25 protein-coding genes are annotated in these 24,809 nt (G+C 61.2%); 19 read left to right on the forward strand and 6 right to left on the reverse strand.

What is annotated here, in order from left to right; translation table 11 throughout:
* Positions 1 to 51: 51 nt before the first annotated feature.
* Complete coding sequence (locus OOZ52_RS06495) at positions 52 to 615, forward strand: ferric reductase-like transmembrane domain-containing protein (RefSeq protein ID WP_274697688.1); 564 nt, start codon at positions 52 to 54, stop codon at positions 613 to 615.
* Here OOZ52_RS06495 and OOZ52_RS06500 read toward each other — a convergent pair.
* Positions 612 to 1,277 (reverse strand): YggS family pyridoxal phosphate-dependent enzyme, encoded by a 666-nt coding sequence (locus tag OOZ52_RS06500; protein ID WP_274697689.1) that lies wholly within the window; start codon positions 1,275 to 1,277, stop codon positions 612 to 614. The genes OOZ52_RS06495 and OOZ52_RS06500 overlap by 4 nt on opposite strands.
* A gap of 20 nt (positions 1,278 to 1,297) precedes the next feature.
* On the opposite strand from OOZ52_RS06500, the gene OOZ52_RS06505 reads away from it, so the two are divergent.
* The 10 genes from OOZ52_RS06505 to OOZ52_RS06550 all read left to right on the forward strand — a co-directional run bounded on the left by OOZ52_RS06505 (position 1,298) and on the right by OOZ52_RS06550 (position 12,137).
* Positions 1,298 to 1,837: a thiamine phosphate synthase gene (locus tag OOZ52_RS06505; RefSeq protein WP_274697690.1), complete on the forward strand. Its 540-nt coding sequence runs from the start codon at positions 1,298 to 1,300 to the stop codon at positions 1,835 to 1,837.
* Between the two features lie 315 nt (positions 1,838 to 2,152).
* Positions 2,153 to 4,504 carry an FtsK/SpoIIIE family DNA translocase gene (locus tag OOZ52_RS06510; RefSeq protein WP_274697691.1) on the forward strand — a complete coding sequence of 784 codons (2,352 nt, stop codon included), beginning with the start codon at positions 2,153 to 2,155 and terminating at the stop codon, positions 4,502 to 4,504.
* Between the two features lie 62 nt (positions 4,505 to 4,566).
* Complete coding sequence (locus tag OOZ52_RS06515; protein WP_274697692.1) at positions 4,567 to 5,649, forward strand: GIN domain-containing protein; 1,083 nt, start codon at positions 4,567 to 4,569, stop codon at positions 5,647 to 5,649.
* Between the two features lie 114 nt (positions 5,650 to 5,763).
* Entirely contained in the window at positions 5,764 to 6,219 is a 456-nt protein-coding gene (locus OOZ52_RS06520) for an ATP-dependent zinc protease family protein (protein WP_274697693.1), read from the forward strand.
* The gene (gene rimK / locus OOZ52_RS06525; RefSeq protein WP_274697694.1) at positions 6,216 to 7,121 is read left to right on the forward strand and encodes a 30S ribosomal protein S6--L-glutamate ligase; all 906 of its coding nucleotides are present in this window, start codon (positions 6,216 to 6,218) and stop codon (positions 7,119 to 7,121) included. The genes OOZ52_RS06520 and rimK overlap by 4 nt, the downstream gene beginning before the upstream one ends.
* Before the next feature lie 113 nt (positions 7,122 to 7,234).
* The gene (locus OOZ52_RS06530; protein WP_274697695.1) at positions 7,235 to 8,176 is read left to right on the forward strand and encodes a hypothetical protein; all 942 of its coding nucleotides are present in this window, start codon (positions 7,235 to 7,237) and stop codon (positions 8,174 to 8,176) included.
* Complete coding sequence (locus OOZ52_RS06535) at positions 8,166 to 9,323, forward strand: 7TM domain-containing protein (protein WP_274697696.1); 1,158 nt, start codon at positions 8,166 to 8,168, stop codon at positions 9,321 to 9,323. The genes OOZ52_RS06530 and OOZ52_RS06535 overlap by 11 nt, the downstream gene beginning before the upstream one ends.
* A complete protein-coding gene (locus OOZ52_RS06540; protein WP_274697787.1) occupies positions 9,217 to 10,008 on the forward strand; it encodes a sugar-transfer associated ATP-grasp domain-containing protein in 792 nt (263 codons plus the stop codon). The genes OOZ52_RS06535 and OOZ52_RS06540 overlap by 107 nt, the downstream gene beginning before the upstream one ends.
* Before the next feature lie 87 nt (positions 10,009 to 10,095).
* Positions 10,096 to 10,626, forward strand: a complete 531-nt coding sequence (locus OOZ52_RS06545; protein WP_274697697.1) for a hypothetical protein — start codon at positions 10,096 to 10,098, stop codon at positions 10,624 to 10,626.
* 62 nt (positions 10,627 to 10,688) lie between these two features.
* On the forward strand, positions 10,689 to 12,137 hold the full coding sequence (locus tag OOZ52_RS06550; RefSeq protein ID WP_274697698.1) for a helicase HerA domain-containing protein: 1,449 nt from the start codon (positions 10,689 to 10,691) through the stop codon (positions 12,135 to 12,137).
* Here the strand turns inward: OOZ52_RS06550 and OOZ52_RS06555 are convergent.
* Positions 12,134 to 13,384: a hypothetical protein gene (locus OOZ52_RS06555; protein ID WP_274697699.1), complete on the reverse strand. Its 1,251-nt coding sequence runs from the start codon at positions 13,382 to 13,384 to the stop codon at positions 12,134 to 12,136. The genes OOZ52_RS06550 and OOZ52_RS06555 overlap by 4 nt on opposite strands.
* A 256-nt stretch (positions 13,385 to 13,640) precedes the next feature.
* On the opposite strand from OOZ52_RS06555, the gene ald reads away from it, so the two are divergent.
* A complete protein-coding gene (gene ald / locus OOZ52_RS06560; RefSeq protein ID WP_274697700.1) occupies positions 13,641 to 14,756 on the forward strand; it encodes an alanine dehydrogenase in 1,116 nt (371 codons plus the stop codon).
* Here the strand turns inward: ald and OOZ52_RS06565 are convergent.
* From OOZ52_RS06565 to OOZ52_RS06575, 3 genes are read right to left on the reverse strand one after another with little or no spacing between them, the layout of a single operon-like run.
* Complete coding sequence (locus tag OOZ52_RS06565; protein ID WP_274697701.1) at positions 14,753 to 15,169, reverse strand: acyl-CoA thioesterase; 417 nt, start codon at positions 15,167 to 15,169, stop codon at positions 14,753 to 14,755. The two genes, ald and OOZ52_RS06565, sit on opposite strands and share 4 nt — an antisense overlap.
* The gene (locus tag OOZ52_RS06570) at positions 15,166 to 15,426 is read right to left on the reverse strand and encodes a hypothetical protein (protein WP_274697702.1); all 261 of its coding nucleotides are present in this window, start codon (positions 15,424 to 15,426) and stop codon (positions 15,166 to 15,168) included. The genes OOZ52_RS06565 and OOZ52_RS06570 overlap by 4 nt, the downstream gene beginning before the upstream one ends.
* Entirely contained in the window at positions 15,423 to 17,483 is a 2,061-nt protein-coding gene (locus OOZ52_RS06575) for a S9 family peptidase (RefSeq protein ID WP_274697703.1), read from the reverse strand. Before OOZ52_RS06575 ends, OOZ52_RS06570 begins: the two co-directional genes overlap by 4 nt.
* A 119-nt stretch (positions 17,484 to 17,602) precedes the next feature.
* Here OOZ52_RS06575 and OOZ52_RS06580 point away from each other — a divergent pair, with 119 nt between their 5' ends.
* The 7 genes from OOZ52_RS06580 to OOZ52_RS06610 all read left to right on the forward strand — a co-directional run bounded on the left by OOZ52_RS06580 (position 17,603) and on the right by OOZ52_RS06610 (position 24,376).
* On the forward strand, positions 17,603 to 19,408 hold the full coding sequence (locus OOZ52_RS06580) for an aminopeptidase P family protein (protein ID WP_274697704.1): 1,806 nt from the start codon (positions 17,603 to 17,605) through the stop codon (positions 19,406 to 19,408).
* A 56-nt stretch (positions 19,409 to 19,464) separates the two neighbouring features.
* Positions 19,465 to 19,842 carry a VOC family protein gene (locus tag OOZ52_RS06585; protein ID WP_274697705.1) on the forward strand — a complete coding sequence of 126 codons (378 nt, stop codon included), beginning with the start codon at positions 19,465 to 19,467 and terminating at the stop codon, positions 19,840 to 19,842.
* A complete protein-coding gene (locus OOZ52_RS06590) occupies positions 19,839 to 20,231 on the forward strand; it encodes a cupin domain-containing protein (protein ID WP_274697706.1) in 393 nt (130 codons plus the stop codon). Before OOZ52_RS06585 ends, OOZ52_RS06590 begins: the two co-directional genes overlap by 4 nt.
* Before the next feature lie 193 nt (positions 20,232 to 20,424).
* Positions 20,425 to 20,970, forward strand: a complete 546-nt coding sequence (locus tag OOZ52_RS06595) for an EF-hand domain-containing protein (protein WP_274697707.1) — start codon at positions 20,425 to 20,427, stop codon at positions 20,968 to 20,970.
* Positions 20,970 to 21,710 (forward strand): response regulator, encoded by a 741-nt coding sequence (locus OOZ52_RS06600; RefSeq protein ID WP_274697708.1) that lies wholly within the window; start codon positions 20,970 to 20,972, stop codon positions 21,708 to 21,710. Before OOZ52_RS06595 ends, OOZ52_RS06600 begins: the two co-directional genes overlap by 1 nt.
* A 15-nt stretch (positions 21,711 to 21,725) precedes the next feature.
* Positions 21,726 to 23,162, forward strand: coding sequence for an ATP-binding protein (locus OOZ52_RS06605; RefSeq protein ID WP_342454938.1), 1,437 nt, complete (start codon positions 21,726 to 21,728; stop codon positions 23,160 to 23,162).
* 119 nt (positions 23,163 to 23,281) lie between these two features.
* Positions 23,282 to 24,376 (forward strand): endonuclease/exonuclease/phosphatase family protein, encoded by a 1,095-nt coding sequence (locus OOZ52_RS06610; protein WP_274697709.1) that lies wholly within the window; start codon positions 23,282 to 23,284, stop codon positions 24,374 to 24,376.
* 3 nt (positions 24,377 to 24,379) lie between these two features.
* On the opposite strand, the gene OOZ52_RS06615 is transcribed toward OOZ52_RS06610, so the two are convergent.
* Entirely contained in the window at positions 24,380 to 24,808 is a 429-nt protein-coding gene (locus OOZ52_RS06615) for a ribose-phosphate pyrophosphokinase (protein WP_274697710.1), read from the reverse strand.
* Position 24,809: the final 1 nt, after the last annotated feature.

Consider the following 24,809-nt stretch of genomic DNA (forward strand, 5'->3'; position numbering starts at 1 on the left):
TCTGCGAATTTGTGGCAAGCAACAGCTATGGACGGGAAAAAGTCAGTAGGGTTGGCACGCATTTACGGCGCTGCAGTGGCATTGGCAGCCATAGCACTTGGCAGTGCTTACGCTCTTTCCGACACGGTGAGCGAGATGGCGCTTCTCAGCGCGCGATATACCGCTCGCGTTTCGTTTCTGATGTTCCTGCTGGTTGTTTCGGCCGGTCCGGCAGCGCGATATTTCAGGCGCAACCCGTGGACCTGGCTTGCTCGCCGGCGCCGGCACCTCGGGCTGGCCTTTGCCGGGCTGATGATGCTTCACCTGCTGGCACTGGCCATAAACGTCCTGCAATTCCGCCCGCGAGAACTCTCCGAAGTGGCGCTGGGCGGTCTCGTCTATGTGCTGATCGTTTTGATGGCGCTGACGTCGAACGACGCTGCGCAACGGCGCATGGGCAAGTACTGGCGCTGGCTGCACTGGGTTGGGGTGAACGCTATCGTGGTGACATTCACCGTGTCATACACAGGCAGGATTTTCGAGCCTGACTATTTCTGGACAGGCCTGGTGTTCGCCCCGTTCGCCATTGCCGCGCTGGCCCTGCGGCTTGAGGACGCGCTGCGACGGTTGCGCTAGCCACGCTCACCAAACAGCGCGGTCCCAACGCGGATGTGCGTTGCGCCGAGCATGATTGCGGTCTCAAAATCCCCGCTCATGCCCATGCTGCGTCCTTCAAGCCCGTGATCGTCTGCCAGTTTGGCCATCAGTGCGAAATAGGGCGCGGCTTCGATGCCGAAGGGAGGCACGCACATCAGGCCGGCGAGCGGAATATCGGCATCGCGTGCTTGCGAAAGCAGGTCGGGCAGGTCCTTGATTGCGCAGCCACCTTTTTGATCTTCATCACCGATATTGACCTGCACAAAGCACGGAACCTGCTTATCCGCCTTGTCGAATGCCTTGGCGAGCGCCTTCACCAACGATGGCCGGTCGAGAGAGTGGATGCAGTCAAACAGCGCCACGGCATCGTCTGCCTTGTTCGATTGCAGCTGGCCGACGAGGTGCAGTTCCACACCGGGCGTCTCCTCACGCAGCTGCAGCCACTTGCCTTCCGCTTCCTGCACGCGGTTTTCACCGAACACGCGTTGCCCTGCGTCGAGAAGCGGCGCGATCGCCCCTGCCGGATGGGTCTTGCTGATCGCAATCAGAGAGACGTCTTCGGGCTCGCGGCGGGCAATCTTGCAGGCCTTGGCGATTTCGGCCTCTACGGCGGCCAAACGGTCTGTGGCGTTTTCACTCATGCCCGCGCTATAGCCGCCCGATGGCCGCATTCCAGCCCCTCCCTGACCTCTGGCTGCTTTCGGACGAACGTAATGATCATGTGATCGAGCGCAGTCTGCAATCCTTCACGGTGCCACTAGGCTTCGTGTTCCGGCACTATCATCTGCCTGATCGGGAAAGGTACGCCCGTTTCCGCACCCTCGACCGCATTGCGCGGACGGAAGGCCATCTCGTGATCCTTGCCGACAGTGCGCTGACGGCGCGCGAATGGGGTGCAGACGGCATCTATGGTGCACCGCTGTCGCTCTACCCGCGCCGCCACGACCTTCTGATGATCGCCACTGCGCACAACATGCGCGAGATCGCACAGGCTAACCGGATCGGGGCCGATGCAGTGATGCTGTCACCGGTCTTCCCCACGCGCTCGCACCCAGGGGCGAAGACTTTGGGGGCAATGCGTTGGCGAACGTTAGCGCGTCACGCGCAGATGCCGGTGATTGCGCTGGGAGGGATAAGTGTGCGCTCTGCCAACAGACTGGGTTGCGAGCGATGGGCCGCGATCGATGGGTTTCCGGTTTGATTTTCGCATCGACCTCCATCGATGCGTCCTCGCTAGATGCGCAGCAAGCTGCGCCCGCTGCGGGCGGGCGTTCGCCCTTGCCCTCGGCTAGTCCCCTAGCGAGCTCCGCAACACGGTAGCTTGGTAGAGCTGGGATCGGGCGCGACTAGCGACCGACAGAGCGCGACTGCGCGACCGCAGGTGCCGCGCAGCGAAGCGGAGAGAATAGCACCGAGGACGAAAACGTCTCCGCGTTTGCGAAAAACAAACTATTTGACCCGCGAGTCCCCGTATGGGATTCTCCTCGTCCGGGACGCATTCGCAAGGGGATCCTCCATGGCCAGCCGGGCCTCGAAACAAGGTGCTGATTGGAAAGCCGCTTTCCGCCGCTCGCTGACGCGTAGTGCGCAGCTGACAGGCGCGGTGTTGCTGTACGGATTCACGATTTTCCTCGCGATTGCGCTGCTGAGCCATAGCCAGACCGATCCTTCGCTCTCCACCGCCGCGGGTGACGTGGTCGACAACTGGATGGGCAAGCCCGGGGCTTTCGTCGCCGATCTTGCGCTCACCTCCTTTGGCTGGGTCTCGGTACTATTTCTGCCGCTAACCTATGTTTTTGCACGCAAATTGTGGCGTGATGCGGATGAGGAAGAAAGCTGGGGCGGCAGCTGGTGGCGCACCGTTGCCATCATGCTGCTCGCCATGGCGCTGCTCGCCACCGCATTTTCGCTCGTGACCGATGCGCGCGATCACTCCTGGCCCGCCGGATTTGGCGGCCTTGCCGGACTTCTTGGTGAAGACGGCATCCGCGCGCTCGCCGGACTGCTTCCAGAGGCGGGGCGGTTCTGGGCGATCCTCGCGGGCGGGGTCGCCAGCCTGTTTGGCGGCGCTTTCCTTGCCGGCCGCATCTTCGCGCTCGACTGGTCACGCTTCCTTGTTTTACCAGAATGGATAAGAAATCCACCGCAATTAACCAGTCCGGCAAATCCGTTCAAACCGGAGAAGGCCAAGAAGCAGCGTCGTCGCCCTGAAGCGCAGGATAGCAGCGCGGATGACGAGGGTGAAGGCGAAGTCACGCCCCTCGCCCAGCGCCGCGCACCCGAGATCAGCGATCCCGCCGCACCGCCGCGCCGCGCCAAGCCCGTACCCAAGGCCGCGCAAAAGGACATGTTCGCCGAGTACGATCTACCGGGCATCGACCTGCTCGAAGATACGGCATCGGGCAACACCGCGCCGCTCGACAAGCTGTCGCTCGAACGGAACGCCCGCCTGCTGGAAACCGTACTCGACGATTTCAACGTCAAGGGCGAGATTACCGCGGTGAAGACCGGCCCCGTGGTCACCATGTACGAGCTCGAGCCAGCCCCCGGCATCAAGGCCAGCCGTGTGATCGGCCTCGCCGAGGATATTGCCCGCAATATGAGCGCCATAAGCGCCCGCGTCGCGCCGATCCCCGGCAAGACGGTAATGGGTATCGAGCTGCCCAATGCCGACCGGCAGATGGTCAGCTTCAAGGAGCTGGTCGAAAGCGAAGCCTATGTGAACAACAAAGGCAGCCTGCCGATCATCCTGGGCAAAGGCATTTCGGGCGATCCGATTGTTGCCGACCTTGCCGCCATGCCGCACTTGCTGGTTGCGGGTACTACGGGCGCGGGTAAGTCGGTCGGCCTCAATGCCATTCTGCTCAGCTTGCTCTACCGCTTTACGCCCGAAGAGTGCCGGATGATCCTGATCGATCCCAAGGTACTTGAGCTGAAGAGTTACGAGCATATCCCGCACCTCCTCGCTGAGGTCGTCACCGAACCACCAAAGGCGGTGCGCGCACTCAAATGGGCAGTCGAGGAAATGGAGCGCCGCTATCGCATGATGTCGGACGTGGGCGCGCGTAACCTTGCTGGCTTCAACGACCGCGTCCGCGCCGCCGCCGCCAAGGGTAAGCCGCTCCAGCGCACCGTGCAGACGGGCTTCGATCCCGAGACGGGCGATGTGATCATCGAGGAAGAACAGCTCGACTACGAGGTGCTTCCACAAATCGTCGTGATCGTGGACGAACTGGCCGATCTGATGCTCGTGGTTGGCAAGGAAATCGAAGGAATGCTCCAACGCCTGTGCCAAAAGAGCCGTGCGGCAGGTATCCACGTGATTACCGCCACGCAGCGCCCCTCGGTCGACGTTATCACCGGCGTCATCAAGGCCAACTTGCCCACGCGTATCAGCTTTGCCGTATCGAGCCGTATCGACAGCCGCACGATCATCGGCGAACAAGGCGCGGAACAGCTGCTCGGCAAGGGCGACATGCTCTACAAGCCGCTCTCCGGCCAGCTCACCCGCGTGCACGGGCCGTTCGTGTCGGATGAAGAGGTCGAGAAGGTCGCCGAACACTGGCGCAGCCAGGGCGCCCCGCAATATGTCGACTCGGTCACCGAAGAGCCCGAAGAAGGCGGTATCACCTTCGAGGACGAACTCACCGCGTCGGACAGCCCCGAAGAGCGCAAGTACCGCCAGGCCTGCCAGATGGTGATCGAGAACCAGAAGGCGTCAGGCTCTTGGCTGCAACGCCAGATGGGCGTCGGCTACAACACCGCCGCCAAATGGATCGAACGCATGGAGAGCGAGGGGCTGGTTGGCCCGGCGAACCACGTCGGGCGGCGGGATATCTATCGCGATAAGAACGGCAATCCGATTTGACGGGCCCTGGCCAGGTTCTGACCGATTGCAGCAGATCGCATTTTTGCTAAGTATTCAGAACAATGAGTGTGGCGGATCTTGAAAAGCTAACTCCTCGCCAAAAAGAGGTTTTGCGGCTTCTGCAAGCCGGCTTCGACACCAAATCGATTGCACGCGAGCTGGACATCTCGGTTCACACCGTGACCGAGCACTTACGCGAAGCTCGCCGCCATCTGGGTGTATCCAACAGTCGGGAAGCAGCCCGGATACTCAATCATGCCGAAGCGGGACCCCCAAATTCCATGGGACCCAGCAGTATTGGGGTGGCCGGTCCGGCAGCGGACATTACCCCTGCGGCCCAATCCAGCACGAACCGGACGCTGGTCTATTTTGGAGCCGCCATCATGATCTTGCTCGCCACTGCCGCACTCGCCCTCACCCTTTCGGATAGCGAACCGCCTTTGCAGGATCATGCCGCGACGTCCGAACAGGTTCCGCCTAGCGCCGCCGAAAGAAATCCCAGCCCCTATCCGGTGCTCGACGTTCCGCTCACCGAATTCGATGATGTGCGAGTGTTCGGTGCGATCCAGGTTTTGGTCATAGCGGATGCCGACGGAAATCGGGCGCGATTGCAGGGTCCGCGTGCCTTGATCGAGGATGCCATTGTGGCAGTCGAGGACGGCACACTCACCATCCGATATCGCGAGGGCGCGAGCTGGAGCTGGAATCCGGGTTCGGGGCTGAATGTCGTCGTCTGGACGCCAAGTCTGTCGTCCATCAATGTCCAGGGTCCGGGGTCTGTCGAAGTGTGGCGACCGCAGGGCGAAAGCTTTGCCGCAACGCTCGAAAGGGCCGGGTCGGTCGAGATCACCGATATTGATGTCGAGCGGGTCAGCCTCACAACCCATGGTTCGGGCAGCATATTGGCGACCGGCTCCGCGCGTGAGGGGACATACTCGGTCGGCGGAGCGGGATCGATCGATGCCATGCGGCTCCGCGTCACAGATGCCGACATCACGGTCGGCGGAGCAGGCTCGAACTACGCCAACGTTTCCGGCGAGGCCCAGATTGCGTTTCTCAGAAGAGGCGGGGGGGATGTCGAAGTCGTAGGAGGCGGCACCTGTGTCACGCAGCCCGCCTATTCAGACCGTGTCGAATGTCGCTGACGAGTTGAAAGACGCGTCCGCTTTCCACCTGACAGGTGGCATCAACGCAAGCAATCGCTCTTACCCGAAACTGCGACTAGTCCTCATCGTCACAAAATGCTCTAAGCGCCACCAATGACGACGAAACGCGAATTGCGCCCTGTCGGCTGGCGCGAGCTGGTGGGTTTGCCGGATCTCGGCCTCACCGGGATTCCCGCCAAGATCGATACCGGCGCGCGTACATCATCGCTGCATGCTGAAGTGCTTGAGGAATTCGAGCGCGACGGGAAGCGCTACGTGCGTTTCTGCGTCGATTGGGGCGGCCAGCGCCACACTTGCGAGGCGGTGCATGTCGATATTCGCGGGATCACCAGCTCCAACGGGGAAACCCAGCGCCGCTATGTCATCAAGACGCCATTGAAGATCGGCAGCCTTACTTTCCGCGCCGAGATCAGTCTGGCGGACCGTTCCGATATGAAATTCCCCATGCTGATAGGGCGGTCATCGCTACGTCGGCGTTTTCTGGTCGATTCGGGCCACAGCTGGCTGCAAACACCCGGCATGGAGCCGAAGAAAGGACATAAGCCGTGAAAATTGCCATGCTCGCGCGCAATCCGAACCTCTACTCGCACAAACGCTTGGTCGAGGCGGCAGAGGAGCGCGGTCACGAGATCGATATTCTCAACACCACACGTTGCACGGTGCATATCGCCAGCCATCGCCCGCAGGTCTTCTACAATGGCGAGCCATGCGTGGGCTATGATGCGGTGATCCCGCGTATCGGAGCGAGCATCACCAACTATGGTCTTGCGATCCTGCGCCAGTTCGAGATGCGCGGGTGCTATCCGCTCAATGAAAGCGTCGCCATCGGCCGCAGCCGGGACAAGCTGCGGTCTATGCAAATCCTTGCAAAGCATGGACTTGGCTTACCGCTAACCGCCTATGCCAACGATCCCAAGCAGGCTCAGGAGATCATCAAGGCGGTCAACGGCCCACCGGTCGTGATCAAACTTCTTGAAGGCACACAGGGCATCGGTGTGGTGCTGGCAGAAACGATGAGTAGCGCCAAATCGGTTATCGAGGCTTTCCGAGGCGCCAATGTGAACATCCTCGTGCAGGAATTCATCAAGGAAGCCGGCGGCACCGATATCCGCGCTCTGGTGGTGGGCGGAAAGGTTGTCGCGGCGATGAAGCGTACCGGGGCGGCGGATGATTTCCGGTCCAACCTCCACCGCGGAGGCAGCGCAGAGCTCGTGAAGATCACTCCTGCCGAACGTTCAACCGCTGTCAGCGCGGCCAAACGCATGGGTCTTAACGTGTGCGGCGTCGACATGCTGCGCAGCAATCACGGTCCGGTAATCATGGAGGTCAATTCCTCCCCCGGCCTTGAAGGAATCGAAAGGGCCAGCGGCAAGGACGTGGCGGGCATGATCGTGCAGTTTCTTGAAGCCAATGCAAAGGCCGGAAAAACAAAGACCCGCGGCAAGGGATAGCTTTTCGGCTGGCTGCACCGCCAAACGTTTCGTTTTACAGTTAGCAATTCGTAAACCACTGCCTGCGTAAAAGTCCTGACATGTTCAGGGATACGCTTCCTCTTGCCCAAGCTATGTCTGCTACCAGTTGGCTGCGCACGCTTGTCTACGTGACGCTTGCCGCCATGCTGCTGGTCGTGCCTGCCCATGCGCAGGACGAAGAGGACGAGAACGCCTGGGAGCTCGATCCTTTCGCCCGTATCGAACTCGGCACCGTTTTCTCCCAAAGCGAAGACCGTGATGACGAGCTGATCATCAATGGCGATGGCGGCTATTTGCGGGCGCAGGCCGGCGTGACCTTTGGCAATGAGAAGAGCGAGTTCCGCTTCGAAGCCGACCGCATCGAAGTACAACGATTTGGCTCCGCTACGGGTCGCGATGCCTACAACCGCGACCGCCTGACCGCGCAGTTCTCGCAAGCTGTGGGCGATGACTGGGAAGTGCAGCTCCGCGGCCGCTTGTATGACGATCTCGTCACCGTCGAATCGCCCGACACAGACGAAAAGCAGGGCTCTGTCCGCATAGAATACGAGCCCGAGCGCGCGCACCGCTTCCGCCTTTCGGGCACCTGGCGTGACCGCGAATATGATGACAGCGAAGGCCCGGGCGGCACCTCTTCGACAGGCGAAGGGCCGCGCGTGGACTTTGAATACCGCCACCGTCTGGGACGCTACAACTATATCAATTTCGACCTGCGCGCCGAAGAGATCAATTCGGACAATCCCGATCGCAGCTACACCCGCGAAAGCGTAGGTGCATCCTATACCCAGCCGATCACGCGTGACCTGCGCGTTCGCCCGGCAGTCGAGCTGCGCCACACCCGCTTTGACGGCCGCCTGACACCTGGCGGCGAAGCGCGCGAAGACACGCAGTTCGTTCCAGAGGTCGAATTGCTGTGGTGGACAGGCAACTGGCGCATGGAAGCCGAAGCCAAGTACATTTTCAGCGACAGTAACGATCCCGTGCGCGACCGGCAGGGATATCGCTTTAGCCTGAGCGTTGGCTATGTCTTCTAAGAGCTTTCGCAAATGGCGGTTGAGCCGCCTCGTCAAACTGCGACGCGTGCTTGGCAAAGCAACGCCGCAGATCAAACGGCCCGCCCTGATCGGTGCGGCCGTTTTCGGTGTTATTGGCCTGCTCGCTTTCCTAGGTATCGCCAATACCGAAAACGTTTTCTACATGCCGCAAACGATGGGAGAGGCAGCGGTCTCCTACCAGGTCTGGGGCATGAAGCCGTCCAACCTGCTGATGGCCTTGCCCATAGGTGCATTCCTCGTGGTGCTGGCACGAAGCTTCGTGGGGATGAAGGCGTTCGGCCTCTTCACACCTATGTTGATCGCTATCGCCTTCCTGCAGATCGGCCCGATTTTCGGTCCGCTGGTTCTTATTTCAGCCGTTGGCGTCGGCATGCTGGTGGCGCCGACCCTGCTCAAGCTACGTATGACACGCGTGGGCTTCCTCGGCGTGCTGATCAGCTTCGTGGTGTTCGTGCTCGCCGGCCTGCAGGTCGCGCTCGATACAGAGCTTCAGGTCGATGCCTTCCCTGTTGTGGTGACCGCGCTGGTGGTGGAACGCTGGTACCGCCAGTGGGAAAAGGACGGCGCGTGGGAAGCTTTCTCGATCGCGATGAGTACCTTCTTCCTCGCGCTCATGATCCAGTTCGTGATGGTCAGCCACGTGGCCCTCACCCTCATCGAAATTTCTCCGCTGGTGCTGCCCGGCTTTGCCGGTCTCGCGATTGCCCTGCTGGGCCGATATCGCGGCCTGCGCCTGAGCGAGATCAAACGCTTCGCGCCAATCTGGCTGGAAGGAAGGAAGAATGCTCACGCTTTCGAAGCTCTTGAAGAAAGAGAAGCCGACGCCGCCGAGACTGCAGAGCGGGACGACGAACAAGACGTCATCACGCCTGTCGCCCCGGAAATCCCACGCATCCCCATCCCGACCTTCGGCAGGGGCCTCCCGGCCTTCACGCCAGAAGTTCGGAAGCCCGATGGACGAGATTCTTGGTATCAATCTGCGCAACGCCATTATCGCCAAATACAATCCCCGCTGGGCGATCGAGCAGGCGCGCGACAAGGTAGCGGCCAAGGTGGCCCTGAACGCTGGCGGCGTCGTAACTACCGGCACAATATGCGTAATCTCCAGCTATGGGGATCTGCTTAACTTCGATCCGTTGCGCGACCTGCCCGACAGCTGGGCCATCAAACCCGCCCGCGGCTCCCAGGGCGACGGGATCGTTCTTGCGCTCAAACGCGAAGGCAACAACTGGTACAAGGGTTCGGGGGCCAAGATTACTCCGGCAGACGTGGTGCACCATGTACGCCGCATTGTTGACGGAGGCTTTTCCGGCGATTCCGGGTCGGAGGATGCTGCGCTGATCGAGCCGCTGATCCGCCCTGATGCCCGCATCCTTGCGCTTGTTCCCGAAGGCCTGCCTGACGTGCGCGTTATTTCTATTCGCGAGCATCCGCTGATGGCGATGATGCGCATCCCCACGCTCGCTTCTGACGGCAAGGCCAACCTGCACCAGCGCGCCATCGGTGCCGCAGTCGACATCGACACCGGCATTATCACCCGTGCCATGGTGGTAGGCGAAGAGATTACCCATCATCCCGACACCGGCGTCAACCTGATCGGAGTGAAGCTTCCCGAATGGGACCGCGTGCTGGAAATGAGCTCCAAGTGCAGTGCCGCAATCGGTCTCGGTTATCTGGGCGTCGACATCATCCTGGACGAAAACGACGGGCCGATGGTGCTGGAAGTGAACGCCCACCCCGGCATCGAAATCCAGAACATCAACCAGAAGGGCCTGCGCGCCAAGATGCTTGAAGCAGGCGAAAAGTGCTGAGGAGCGAGCTGGGCCATTAACCGCGCTTGCCCACCGGACCTTAGCGCAATGCCGTTACGCCCAGCCAGGCTATTGAGGGAATTTGCCATGTTCGGACTGTTCAAGCCAAAACCCGCACCCGAAGGACCGGTGGCCTTCCAGTATGCCGCCGACTTCGCGTGCTCTGCGGAAGAGCTTTATCGCATCATCGATTATGGTGATGACATATGCTGGAAGCGGGACGTTGGCTCAGTCGAGGCTACCGGGGCGAGCAGCTTCCGCATGGTGCTCGATATGCTACCCGAACATGCCTTTCTGCTCGACATAAGCGAGGCAAAGCCCGGAAAATCCTACGCCTATGATTGCAAGGCCGATCCGCAGGTCGGACGCCTGATCGGCACAACCGAAAGCTACGATATTGATCCGATTGACGATAGCAACTGCCGCGTCACGCTGAGTGTTGCAGCCGACTTCGAGGCAGGCATGACAAGGGCAGAATGGCAGCAGGAAGTCGAGATGATGGCGCTTGGCGTCAACAACTCACTCGCAAAGCTGAAGATCCATGCAGAGATGGGCGTCGATACGATCCGCGAGATTGAAGCAGAGCAAATTCTTGCGATGGGCGACACGCGGCACTGAACGCTGGATAAGCCTTCCTGCCACGCTAGGCGCGCGACCTCGCCTGACCTATCGCTGACGGGGTGAAAGCGGAAATCGAAATCGGCAAGGACGTGCACGACACTCCCGTTCTGGTGGACGTGGAGGAGCTGTTAGCAACCCGCTTGCTGGTGCAGGGCAATTCGGGCAGCGGCAAATCGCACCTGCTGCGAAGGCTGCTCGAACAGAGTGCGCAAATGGTGCAGCAGGTGGTGATCGACCCCGAAGGCGATTTCACGTCGCTGGCCGATCATTTCGATCACGTGGTCATTGAAGGTGCAAGCTATTCTCCGCGAGAGATAGAGGCACTGGCGGGCCGCATCCGGCAGCATCGTGCCTCCGTGGTGCTGGCGCTGGAAGAGCTTGAGGTCGAGCAGCAGATCCGCTGTGCCGCGCAGTTCCTTACCGCGCTGTTCGATGCCCCGCGCGAACACTGGTTTCCCGCGCTGGTGGTGGTCGATGAAGCGCAGATGTTCGCCCCTTCCGCAGCAGGTGAAATGGCGGAAGATACGCGGCGCATGACGCTGTCGGCCATGACCAACCTCATGTGCCGCGGCCGCAAGCGCGGGCTTGCCGGGATCGTCGCCACGCAGCGACTGGCAAAACTCGCCAAGAACGTCGCGGCGGAGGCGAGCAACTTCCTGATGGGGCGCACTTTCCTCGATATCGATATGCAACGCGCGGCGGACTTGCTTGGTATGGACCGTAAGCAGGCGGAGCGTATCCGCGATTTGCAGCGCGGGCATTTCCTTGGGCTTGGCCCGGCAGTCAGCCGTCGCCCGGTCGCGGTGCATATCGGCAGCGTCAAATCGGGCGGTAAGAATTCGGCGACCGCACTCACCCCGCTGCCGAAGACCGATGCCGAGGCCATGGGCGCTTTGCTTCACGACTCGCTCAAGGAAGAAGCGGCTGAGCCGGTGCGCACTCCGCCGCCCTCGCCGCCTCCCGCTCCGGCGGTCGAGGAACTGGCGCAGAGCATGGCCGACAGCGCAGAGCCCGCGCAGCCCGAGGGCGATAGTCCGGCCATCCCGCTGCCACAGGGCGATATCGACGGCGTCTTACGTGAAATGGCGGCAGAGGACGGCGCCAGTTTCACGCCTGCCAGCACGCTGTTCCGCACCTTTGCCACACGATGCCGCGAGCGTGCGATCCCGTCTGCCCATGTCGATATGCCTGCCTTCCGGCGGCTGTTCGCTTTCGCCAGCGCGGGCGTGGGCCGACTCGACCCCGAACAGCGCGAACGCGTTGAACACATGGCAGAAAACGTCGCAGAGGATGTCCTCGCACCCTATCTCGCCATCGTGGTGGCCGCTGCCGAAGGACGCGCATCACCCGATGAAGACACGCTTGCCCGAGTCTATGGCACCGCCAGCCCGGGGCGCATTCGCCGCCTGCTCGAACATCTCGAGAAGACCGGCCTGATCGTAGTACACGAGGATTTCGGCGGCCAGCGCACGATCACCGTGCCCGGCATAGAGGAAGTGGTCGCTTAACCTTCTGGGGTGAAGCCCTCGCAAAGATCGGCCACTTGGCTGCTCCGATCCACTCGTTCCATCGCCATGAAATCGGCAAAGAACGACGTATGGAGATTGGCCTGTTCGATGTATTTGGTGAAGGCATGTTCGCGCAGGTACTCGGCTTCCAGCGGTGTTCCTGTCCGGTCGAAATCATACCCCACAAAGCTGACGTCGCGCCCTGCCAAAAGCGGATCGCCGCGCAAATCTTCGCAATAGAATTCGGCTTCGATGCCGAGATTGGTTGCGCCGCTCCAGAAAAAGTTCGCGCCTAGCCCGTATTTGTCCAGCGTGGCATCATTCGGATTGACCGCGAGCATGACGTGGGCACCCTCGCTGAGGAAACCGGCCGCTTCGTCACCCATCGGATCGAAGGTCAGGCTGGGTGTGGCTGCGGCGAGCATGGCGATGCGCAAGTCGCGGAATTGCGGCACGCGGTATTGGGTGTAATCGAGCGAGGCGTGCTGCGCGAAGAGGTAGTAACCTTCGCTGTCGGGATCGCGCAGTTCGGGCAGCGCGGCAGCGGGATTGCCGAAAGTCGCGCCCAATACGAACGCGCCCGAGCTATGCGTCAGGATACGCACGGTGGTGGCATTGTCGGCGCGCTGCTGCAGCCCCTCCGAAATCCCGTTGAGTAGCTGTCGCATCTGGAAACCCACGAGTGGCCCCGACCCCTGCGCATAGCTCCATGCGCGATTCTGCACGCCTTGGAACCCATCCCAGTACACCTCGACGAAGTGGATCGGTCGGCCTGTATTGGCGTGGGTGCGCAGCGCATCCTGCGCCAAGAGAAACGCGCTATTGGCTTCACCGTAATCGTTGTTGAACCCGTGCACGAGGACGACGAGGTCGACATCGCGCTCGGCTGCTCCGCTTTGCGCGAGAACCTCGTCGGCGGTTTCCGACCAGATCGTAGCCTGCACATCGCGCCAGAGCTCGAGGTCGCCCTGCGTAGCGCACAATCGCCCGGCCTGCGACCCGGCTGGCGCTATGGCGCACTCATTGGCTTGGCCGCGTGACATGTAGCGGTACAGACTGCCGGAAGGCAGGTCGCTGGTGACAGGGTTGAGATGGCTGCGCGGATAGATACTGCCATGCGCGTCTACATAAACCCGCGTAATGCCCTCCGCCCGGGTTTGCGCATGGTGAGGGAAGAATGTGACGTTCTTGGCGCAGGCCGAAAGGGTGAGGACCAGCAGAAGCGCGCACAGAATTCTGTAATACATGTGTAATTTCCCCCTGCGCCACGATAGGCCGGGACGCGCCAGATGCAAGCAGCCTCGAAAATGTGCTTTCCTACAGCGGCGGCCGGCCCACAGGCTCTCCGGTTATGCTGAACCTACCTTCACCCGTCATCGCCGCCGCGCGGAGATACAGCCACCGTGCGCTCCGACATGTATTTCATCAACTAACGCGCGCCATTGCCCAAATCCGCTTTCGCCTGTAACGGGCGCGCATATTTCATTCATCGGAGTTCATCCCATGCGCATCGGTTGTCCCACGGAAATCAAGAACCGCGAATATCGTGTCGGCCTGACGCCAGAGAGCGCGGGTGAGCTGGTGAATGCCGGTCACGAAGTGTGGATCCAGTCGGGCGCTGGTGAAGGTATCGGTGCCTATGACGCGCAGTATTCGGATCGCGGCGCCAAAGTGGTCGAAACGGCTGAAGAGATCTTTGCCGAGTGCGAGATGATCGTGAAGGTGAAAGAGCCTCAGGCGAACGAGCGCGCGATGCTGCGCGAAGGCCAGATCCTCTACACCTATCTCCACCTCGCTCCGGACGCTCCGCAGACCGAAGACCTGGTGAAGTCGGGTTGCACCGCGATTGCCTATGAAACCGTAACAAGTCACCGGGGCGGACTGCCGCTGCTAACGCCGATGAGCCAGGTAGCCGGCCGCATGAGCATCCAGGCCGGTGCTACCGCGCTTGAGAAGGCACATGGCGGCCGCGGCGTACTGCTCGGCGGTGTCCCGGGCGTTATGCCAGGCAAGGTCGTGATCATCGGCGGTGGTGTCGTCGGTTTCAACGCGGCGCAGATGGCTGCGGGTCTGGGTGCAGACACGATCATCATGGATCTCGATCCGGTGGTCCTCGAAAAGGTCGGCACGCATTTTGAAGCGCGCGCCAGCACGCGATTTGCCAGCAAGGCGAATGTGGAAGAAGCCGTTGCCGAAGCCGACATGGTCGTGGGTGCGGTGCTCGTTCCCGGCGCTGCTGCACCCAAGCTGGTAAGCCGCGCGATGCTCTCCACCATGAAGCCCGGCGCGGTTCTGGTGGACGTCGCCATCGACCAGGGCGGCTGCTTCGAAACGAGCAAGGCCACCACGCATGACGACCCGACCTATGTGGTGGACGACATTGTGCACTATTGCGTCGCCAACATGCCGGGTGCGGTCAGTCGCACCAGTACCTATGCGCTCAATAACGTCACGCTGCCACACGCGCTGCGCATCGCCAATCTGGGCTGGAAAGAGGCCATGCGCGCCGATCCGCATCTGGCGCAGGGCCTCAATGTCCACGCGGGCAAGGTCACCTATCCGGCAGTTGCGCGCGAGCTGGGATACGACCTGCTGCCAATCGACGAGGCGATTGCCTAAGCGGCGCTCCACCCGCCATCCGGCATAAAGGGCGCAGCGACTTCGCTTGGCACGCGCATCAGCTTGCCACTGGCCTTGTCGACCATCGCCCATGTCGTCTTGGCGCGGACGAGTTCTTTGCCCTCGCAATCGGTGAAGCTGAAGTGGCGGTTGAAGCGGGGACCGCGCGGGCCTTCGCGGATTTCGGTGGTGCCGGTGACGCTCTCACCCTCCGCAATGTTGCCGCGATAGTCGATCTCGTGCCGCAGGACGAGCCAAGCAAATGCCTCAACATCCTCGGACCGCGCCTGTGCCACCCAGTGCTCTGTGGCGAGCTCTTCCATCCAGCGCACCCAGACGGTGTTGTTGACGTGGCCGTTCACATCGATGTGCTCGGGCAGCGCGGTGAAGGGGCGGGAGAAGGTGTTGCTCACAGGCAGTCACCATTGAAGCAGCTGTAGAGAAGGGCTGCCCATCCATAGAGCGGATAAATCAGGATCGGCGCGAATGCCAAAATCCACCAACTTCGATTCTTCAGAATCGCCACGATCATCATGATCAGTCCTAAGATTTGAACGGGAAAACTCATCATGTAGAGGGTGCCATCCCCGATTCTGATCAGAATGAGCAGCACCGTGACAAGGACCGCCAATAGCGAACCTAGCTCGAAGAGCGATTCCTTAATCGTCACACCTCAACTCCCATCTGCCACAGGATGAAGGCCATTTCTTCGGCGGTTTCGCGTAGTCCCTCGAACCGGCCGGACTTGCCGCCGTGGCCTGCGCCCATATTGGTCTTCATCATCAACAGGTTGTCGTCTGTCTTCAACTCGCGCAGTTTGGCGACCCATTTGGCGGGCTCCCAGTAAGTAACGCGCGGATCGTTGAGGCCGGCGGTAACGAGCATAGGCGGATAGGCCTGCGCGCTCACCTGATCGTAGGGGCTGTAGCTGCGGATGAAATCGAACATTTCCTTGCTTTCAATAGGATTGCCCCATTCGGGCCACTCGCCGGGGGTGAGAGGCAGCGTCTCGTCTAGCATGGTGTTGAGCACGTCGACGAAAGGCACGTGCGCGACAATCGCGCCCCACAGGTCGGGCGCCTGGTTGATCACCGCGCCCATCAGCTCGCCACCGGCAGAGCCGCCGCTCGCGGTGACTTTGCACTTTGCGGTGTAGCCCCGATCGATCAGCCCGCGCGCAACATCGACGAAGTCGTTGAAGGTGTTGGTGCGCGCTTGCATCTTGCCCTGGAGATACCAGTTGCGCCCCAGATCATCGCCGCCACGAATGTGCGCGATGGCATAGGCAAAACCGCGATCGACAAGGCTGAGCCGCGTGACCGAAAAGCCCGGAGCAACCGCATAGCCATAGGCTCCATAAGCGTAGAGATGCAGCGGACCGCCGGGTTTGCGATCCTTGCGATACATGACGCTCACCGGGACCATTGCGCCGTCTCGCGCCTCAATCTGCAAACGCTCGACCGCGTAGAGATCGGGGTCGAATCCGGAAGGGACTTCCTGCACCTTGAGTGTTGTCAGCGTGCGGTCGGCAACGCTGTAGTCAAAGGTCGTCGCTGGCGTAATCGGGCTTTGATAGCCGAGCCGCAGCACATCCATCGCCCATTCGGGATTGTTGCCCAGCCCTGCCGAATAGGCCTCTTCGGGAAAATCGATGGTCTCGATCCGCGCGGGATCATCGTAGTACCGGATCTGCACCTGATCGAGGCCGTTCAGCCGACCTTCGACGACGTAGAAATCGCGGAACAGGTCGAAATCGGTGAGGTAGAACTCGTCCGACCCTTCGATCAGCGTAGTCCATTCTCCGGGCGCAGACATCGGCGCGGTGGCCAGCCGGAAGTTGACGTGATTGTCGTTGGTGAGGACGAACAACGTCTCTTCGCGCACATCGACATCGTATTCAACACCCTTCTCCCGAGCGCGCACCAGCATGGCCTCGCCCAGCGGATCAGAAATCGGCAGCAATCGCGCCTCCGATGTCTCGTTATCGCCCGTGCCGATGATCAGCCATTCCCGGTTGGAAGACAGGCCCGGCGAAGCGGTGAAGCCGAGCTGCTCCTCATGGTAGATTTCCACGTCATCGCCAGTCTTGCCCACATGGTGAGCGAAAATGCGATCCACCCGCCACTGCTCGTTCGCGCGGCCGTAAACAATGATGGTATCGCCTGCCGCCCAGATGAGCGCGGTATTCACGTTTTCGATCCTGTCAGGCAGGAGCTCACCGCTCTCCAGATCCTTGATGAAACCGGTGTAGAATTCACCGCCCGTCGTATCGGTCGAATAGGCGAGAAAGCGCCCATCCTCGCTCACCGCCAGCGCGCCGAGCTGAAAGTACTCCTGCCCCTCAGCAAGCGCCGGACCGTCGAGGATCAGGATCTTTTCATCACTTCCGGCCGGGCGGCGATAGAACTTGCGGTATTGCCCGCCTTCCTCGAATTCGGACCAGTATTCCCACTCACCATCCTTCTGTGGAACGGTGGAATCGTCTTCCTTGATGCGTCCGCGCATCTCCGCGAAAAGCGACTCAACCGCAACATCTTGCCCCTTCATCTGCGCCTCAAAATAGGCGTTCTCCGCCTTGACGTAGGACAGGATGCTCTCGTCCTTCACCTCGGGATAGCCGGGGTCGCGCAGCCAGGCATAAGGGTCGGTGATTGTTATGCCGTGATGGGTGAATTCGTGCAGGCGCTTTTCGACGCGCGGCGGGGGGAGCGATTTGTCGTGGGGCAAGGTGCAATTCCGTCCTGAACGAATAGAAGCTTGTCGCGCTTTGCTGGAAAGCTGGCCGGGAAAGGCCTATGTGGTCTGCCTAGAGACAAATTACACCGCAAGAAACCGGAAAACTGACCATGCTCATGCAAACCCACGAAGCCCGCCTCTCCGCCTTGCGCGAAGAACTCGCCCGCCGGGAAATCCAGGGGTTCTTCGTGCCGATCAGTGACGAGCATCTGTCCGAATATGTCGGTGCCTATGCCCAGCGTCTCGACTGGCTGACCGGGTTTGCCGGTTCTGCCGGCAGCGCAGTGGTGCTGAAGGACCATGCCGCGATGTTTGTGGACGGGCGCTACACCATCCAGGTGCGCGATCAGGTCGACGGCAAGCTGTATGAGTACAAGAGCGTGCCGACAGACAAGCCGGGTGACTGGATCGCCGAGAAATCGCCCGAGGGCTCTCGCATCGGTTTCGACCCGTGGCTGCACACACGTGACTGGGCCAAGGCGATGGAGAAGCGCCTCGCCAAGGACGGAATCGAACTGGTCGCGCTGGAGAGCAACCCGATTGACGCGGTCTGGGCGGACCAGCCCGAACCGTCAAACGCACCCGCTTTCATTCAGGATGACAAGTTCACCGGCCGCATGGGTGCGGACAAGCGCGGCGAGATTGCCGACTGGCTGAAGGAAGAAAAGCTCGATGCCGTTGTGATCAGTGCGCTCGATTCGGTGGCATGGGTGCTCAACATTCGCGGCAAGGATGTCGACCACACGCCCGTCGCGCTTTCATACCTGATGGTGCAGGCAGACGGCACGGCAGACTGGTTCATCGCGCCCGAAAAGGTGAGCGACGAGGTCGCCTCGGCCCTCGGAAATGCCGTGCGCGTACGCGACCGTTCCGAGTTCTCGAACGCCTTTGCGGAGCTCGCTGGCAAGCGTGTGGCAGTGGACCCCGAGCGCAGCGTCTACGCGATCTTCGACCGGCTCGAGGAGGTCGGAGCAGAATCAGTGCTTGAGACCGATCCCGCGGTCCTCCCGAAGGCGATCAAGAACGAGGCCGAACAAGCTGGTCACCGTGCGGCACAGGCGCGCGATGGTGCAGCGGTCAGCAAGTTCCTCAACTGGCTGGAAGGCGAAGCACCCAAGGGCACGGTGGACGAGCTTTCTGCCGCCGCCAAGCTGCTGAGCTTCCGCGAAGCCACAGGGGAGCTGCTCGATCTCAGTTTCGACACGATCTCGGGCGCGGGCTCCAACGGCGCACTGTGTCATTATCGGGTGAGCGAAGAGACGTGCCTGCCGCTGGTGCCCAACAGCGTCTACCTCGTCGACTCGGGTGGCCAGTACAAGGATGGCACAACCGACATCACCCGCACCGTGTGGGTTGGCCCGGGCGAGCCGCCCGCCGAAGTGAAGGATCGCTTCACCCGCGTGCTGAAGGGCCATATCGCGCTCGACATGCAGCTGTTCCCGACCGGCACACCCGGCAGCGCGCTCGACGTGCTCGCACGGCAATTCCTGTGGCAGGCTGGCGTCGACTATGCACATGGCACCGGCCACGGCGTGGGTAGCTTTCTCGCCGTGCATGAAGGCCCGCAGCGCATTGCCAAGGGCAACGGATCGCAGGCGGGCACCGACCAGCCGCTGATCGCGGGCATGATCCTTTCGAACGAACCGGGCTACTACAAGGCCGAGGAATACGGCATCCGTATCGAGAACCTCGTGCTTGTCGAAGAACGCGAAGTTGACGGGATGGAAGGCGACTGGCTTGGCTTTGAAACCCTCACCTTCGTGCCGATCGAGAAGCGCCTGGTCGAAAAGAGCCTGCTGAGCGAGGCTGAAATCACCTGGTGGAATGACTACCACGCCAAGGTCCGCGAAATCCTCGCGCCACAGCTTGAGGGCGATGATCTCGCGTGGCTGGAAGATGCCTGCCAACCCTTGTGAACCACCAAATGTTCTTGTAATGTTCTTGCAACGACTCGACCAAGGAAGGACTGCAGATGATCGGTTACGTCACACTGGGCACCAACGACCTCGATAGCGCGGCAGAATTCTACGATGCCATCGCCAAGGAAATGGGCGGTTCGCGCATGATGGAAGAAGAAGGCTATTTCATCGCATGGACAGGGCCGGACAACACGCCCGGCTTCGCTGCCACCCGCCCGTTCGACAAGGAAAAGGCCACCGTCGGCAACGGCATGATGGTCGCGCTGCAGTGCGCGGACGCAGCACAGGTCGACCGCGTGCACAAGCTGGCGCTGGAAATGGGCGGCTCGGACGAAGGCGCGCCAGGCGATCGCGGCGGCGGCTTCTACGCTGGCTATTTCCGTGACCGCGACGGCAACAAGCTCAACGCGTTCTGCATGGGCGGCGGATGAGCGCACGCAAACTCTCGGAGGAATGGCTCCATCTGGGGCTTGGCGCGACTGCCGAGCCCCAGTCGCCATTTGACGGGATGGAATGGTATGCCCGCTATGCGGAGCGTCACGAGACAGACGGTGCTGAAGGGCGACTGGTCTCGCAATTCCGCTTCTCGGCAAATTGGGACGTGTGGGAGATGCACCCCGAAGGCGCGGAAGTGGTGATCTGCACGGATGGCGCAATGTCGCTCATTCAGGAAGTGGATGGTGCAGAGGTGCGCACCACTATCTCGCGCGGTGAATATGTGATCAATCCGCCGGGTGTCTGGCACACGGCCGATGTCGCTGGAGAGGTCGAAGCGATCTTTATTACGGCGGGTAAAGATACCCAGCACCGGCCGCGCTAAACCGCAGATAACGCGCCGCTGAACAGCCCTGCGATCCCGCGACAATTTGCGACAATTCTCCCGTTTTCGGGCAAACTCCTGCGACAGGCAGCCTCTAGAACTGCAGACATGGAGCAGCGGGTCGCCCAGCGTCCTCCCCCCTTCAATCAGGCGGCGCGTTGCTCTACTTTGTAACGCAAATGGAGTTTGTACGATGAAGAAAACCCTTATGATTGCCCTTGCCGCAGGTGGCCTGACCATTGGCGGTGCTGCAATTGCACAGGACCGCGGTGGCGATGTGACCCGCGCCGATGCCGAAGCCCGCGCTGCCGAGCATTTCGAACGGATGGATCTGACCGGCGACGGTGTGCTCAACGCGCAAGACCGTGAAGCCCGCGCGCTCGAACGCTTCAACAGCGCCGATGCCAATGGCGATGGCGCGCTGACCTTCGCCGAAACACAGGCCGCACGTGAAGCACGCCGTGCAGAGCGTCAGGAACGCCGCGCAGAGCGTGGTGAACGTGGCCAGCGCGGCCCGCGTATGGGTCGCCGCGGTGGCCACGGTGGCGGTGAGCGGATGATGCGAATGGCCGACACCGATGGCGATGGCTCCATCAGCCGGACCGAATTCATGACAGCTGCAATGGCCCGCTTTGACCGCGCCGACGCCGATGGCGACGGCACCGTGACCGCCGAAGAGCGCCGTGCGCAGCGCGCCGAACGGCGTGGACAAATGCGTGGTGAGCGTGGCCGTCGTTAATGACTGACGAACCCGTCAAAGTCCTGCTTGTCGATGACGAGCAGAGCTTACGCGAACCCCTGGCCGAGTACCTTACCGGTCAGGGGTTTGACGTGGTGCAGGCCGCCGATGCTTCCAAGGCGCGTAGCGTGCTGCTTGATTCTGTGCCGCACATTGTCCTGCTCGATATCATGATGCCGGGCGAAGACGGGTTGTCGCTGTGCCGACATCTTATCGAGTCCAAAAACCTCCCCGTCATCCTGCTCACCGCCAAGGGAGAGGCGACCGACCGGATCATCGGCCTGGAAGTGGGCGCGGACGATTACGTGGTCAAACCGTTCGAACCGCGCGAGCTGGTTGCGCGCATCCGATCCGTCCTGCGTCGCGCAGGAAAAGCCGCCAACAATAGCACTGGCGAGGAAGGCGAAGCGCATTATGAATTCGAAGGCTGGCAGCTTGATCCGCTGAAGCGCCGCCTGAGCGATCCCGAAGGCACTGTGGTGCCAATATCTTCCGCCGAATTCCGCCTGCTTGTCGCATTCCTTGAACATCCCAAACAGGTGATGGACCGCGATCGTCTGCTCGACATGGTGCAGGGGCGCGAGGCGCATCTGTTCGACCGTGCAGTCGACAACCAGGTGAGCCGCCTGCGCCGCAAGATCGAGGCCGATACGCGCGACCCCAAGCTGATCCAGACCGTATGGGGCGGTGGCTATCGGCTGGCATGCGAAGTACGCCGCTTTGTGCCGACGAGCGAATAGGGCACACTCGCCGCCGTGCTGCGCCGCATTCTCCCCCAAAGCCTTCTGGGCCAGGCGATCCTCGCCATTGCGGGCGCCTTGCTGCTGGCGCAGTTTGCCTCAGCCGTGATGCTGTTCCGCGCGGCCGAAGATCGCCGCGAAGTCGCCGCGCTAACCGGCGCTGCATTCCAGTTGATCGAAGGCTCGACCCGGGAAGAACGCTTTGCAAGCAGGCGCGGGGAAAGACGCGCCGCACGGCGAGCCTCGCCGCAGGGTCCGGGACGCAGCGGTTTACCGCCACCCTTGCGTTATGAACGCGTCGCCTCTGCTCCGGTTGCCTATCCCGAGTTTCAGGGCGAAGGCGAACGGGAAGAGTTCCTGCGCGAGCTGCTTGCCCGCCAGGACATGGAACCGCATGAAGTTGCCGTTGCCGTGCGACAGGCAGGAAGCGATCCGGTGCTCAACGCTTTTGCTGCCGAGCGACCGCGGTTTGATCGCGCGAGCGGTTGGCGTGAACGGCGCGTTTTGGTCGCAGCGATCCGCATGACTCCCGATAGCGAATGGCAGGTGGCGCGGGTTCTCGAACCTCCGCGGCAACAAGGTGCAATGGGTGCCATCATCTTCCAGACGCTGGTGATCTTCGTCGTGGTGATGGCGATCCTGTGGTGGCTGCTTCGCCGCATCACCCGCCCGCTCGCCGCCTTGACCGAACGGGTGGAGCACTTTGACGGGAGCAGCTCGAACGCTGAACCGCTCAAGCCATCGGGGCCTGCCGACACCCATCGCCTGATCGCGGCGCACAACGCGATGGAAGCACGCATAGCCGCGCTGCTCGACGAGAAAGACGTGATGCTCGGCGCCATCGGGCACGATTTGAAAACCCCGCTGGCGGCATTACGCGTCCGTATCGAGAGCGTGGAAGATGCTGCGCAGCGCGAACGGATGGCCGCGGTTATCGAGGATATAACCACGTCGCTCGACGATATCCTTTCGCTTGCGCGTGTCGGGCGCCCGTCCGATCCGCTGGAGAAGACCGATCTGGCAGCGCTGGTTTCGGCAGTGGTCGAGGAGTATGAAGACCGCGGCCGCGATGTCGCTCTGGACACAAGCGAGCGAATCGCCATGCCGCTGCGCGCTACGTGGCTGCGACGCGCACTGCGTAACCTCATCAGCAATGCGCTGCGCTATGGCAATCAGGCGCGGGTCAGCCTGTCACAATCGGGCAATCAGGCGATTATCCGCATTGCCGACACCGGCCCCGGCATCCCCGACACGCAGATCGCCAGCATGCTGGAGCCCTTCACGCGCGGAGAAGCCTCGCGCAATCGCGACACCGGTGGCGCCGGCCTTGGCCTTACCCTTGCACGCGCCATCGCCGAACAGCACGGCGGCGCGCTGTCACTCTCCAATCGCATCGGAGAAACGGGCGAAGTCGAAGGATTACAGGCAGAATTGCGATTGCCGATCAGTTAAACGTCGCCCGGCGCGCCGACAGCCGGATTACGGTCAGTTAATTTGACAGTCCGCACAAAGCGTTCACAATGCCAGCGTCCTGTACGGGCGGATTTTCCAGCAAACGAGGGGGTTTAGCTGTGCCATTCTATCATGATCTCAAGGGATACGGGCAAGATCCGGTGTACCCGAATGAAGCCGAGTGGATTGCCCGCAGACTGCTAACGCTACGCTATGACCTGGCGCAGGCCATTACGAAGAAGCGCAGCCCCAACTCGCTGATCATCGGTTCGTGGAATATCCGCGCGTTCGACGGTGGCATGCCACGCCTCAACGAGAGCTTCCATTACATTGCAGAGATCATTGCCACGTTCGATATCTGCGCCATTCAGGAGCTGCGCGACGATCTTGGTCCACTCAAGCGACTGATGGGACTGCTCGGCCCGGACTGGGACTACTTCGTGACCGATGTCGGCAACCAGGAAGGCTCCAACTACGAACGGATGGGGTTCCTCTACAACAAACAGCGCGTTTTCTTCCGCAATGTCATCGGCGAAATTGTCGTGCGGTCAGACGCGCTGGCAGGCGGCGGCCAGATCGCTCGCACGCCTTTCTTCGCGGCCTTCCAGGCAGGCTGGTTCCGCTTCACGCTCTGTTCGAGCCACATAATCTTCGGAGACGATCTTGGCGTACGTGCGCAGGAGATCACCGCCGTCACCAAGGCGCTGCTCAAACGCGCCAAGAAGGAAGACCAGGTGTTCATTTTCCTTGGCGACATGAACATCGAAAGTCGCGACGACGAGGTATGGCAGGCACTGGTCGATAGTGACATGGAAGTGCCCGTTTTTGGTCCGACCAATATGAAAGGCGACAGATTCTACGACCAGATCGCCTACACTGTGCAAGGTGCCTCCACCCGCAAGACACGGTTGCTCAACTTCGGCACGTTCGACTGGCGCAACGCTGTCTTCGGCCCGGCGCAGGAAAGGGACCCGGACGCGCCGGATGATCCGCAATTCATCGAACGGCTGACCGATGCGGAAAACATCGCGCACTACAGGCCGATCAATGACGAAATGCGCAGGAGGTACGGCAAAGAACCCTATGCCGATTTTGCGGAAGAGCATGGAAGCAATTTCATGACGTTCGAAATGTCAGACCACCTGCCGATCTGGGTGGAGCTGGAAGTGGACTATTCCGACGACTATCTCGTGCGCTTCCTGCCGGACGAGTAGTTTTCACATTGAAGATGCGGCATTCCCGTTCGCACTCTCGCTCCAAAAATCGAACACCTTGGCCTGCAACTCCTCCACAAAACGCAGCGCCTCTGCACCCGTCCACTCGCCCTTGTATTCGGTGCGTCCCGTCCACCAACCTTGCCCAGGCAGCCGGTCGCTTTCGCGCACGACCAGTACCGCCAGTTCCGGTTCGCCCTTTGCCCTTCCTTCACTATCGATCGCGTCCAGCGTGCGGCACAAGGTGCGCATTTTGGGGCGCGTGAAGCGGAAGCCGAGCTTGCCTAGCATTTCGGAATAGCTGACCGCTTCACCAGCTTTCGCGGCATCGACCAGAATGCCGCGAATACGCTCCACATCGTAGAGCGCGCTCGTATCGGTGGGTTCGGACAGTCCGCTCTCGTCCAGAAATTCGGCAAGCGAGCGATCCATG

It is taken from the genome of Aurantiacibacter sp. D1-12 (assembly GCF_028858515.1).
Classification (GTDB): domain Bacteria; phylum Pseudomonadota; class Alphaproteobacteria; order Sphingomonadales; family Sphingomonadaceae; genus Alteraurantiacibacter.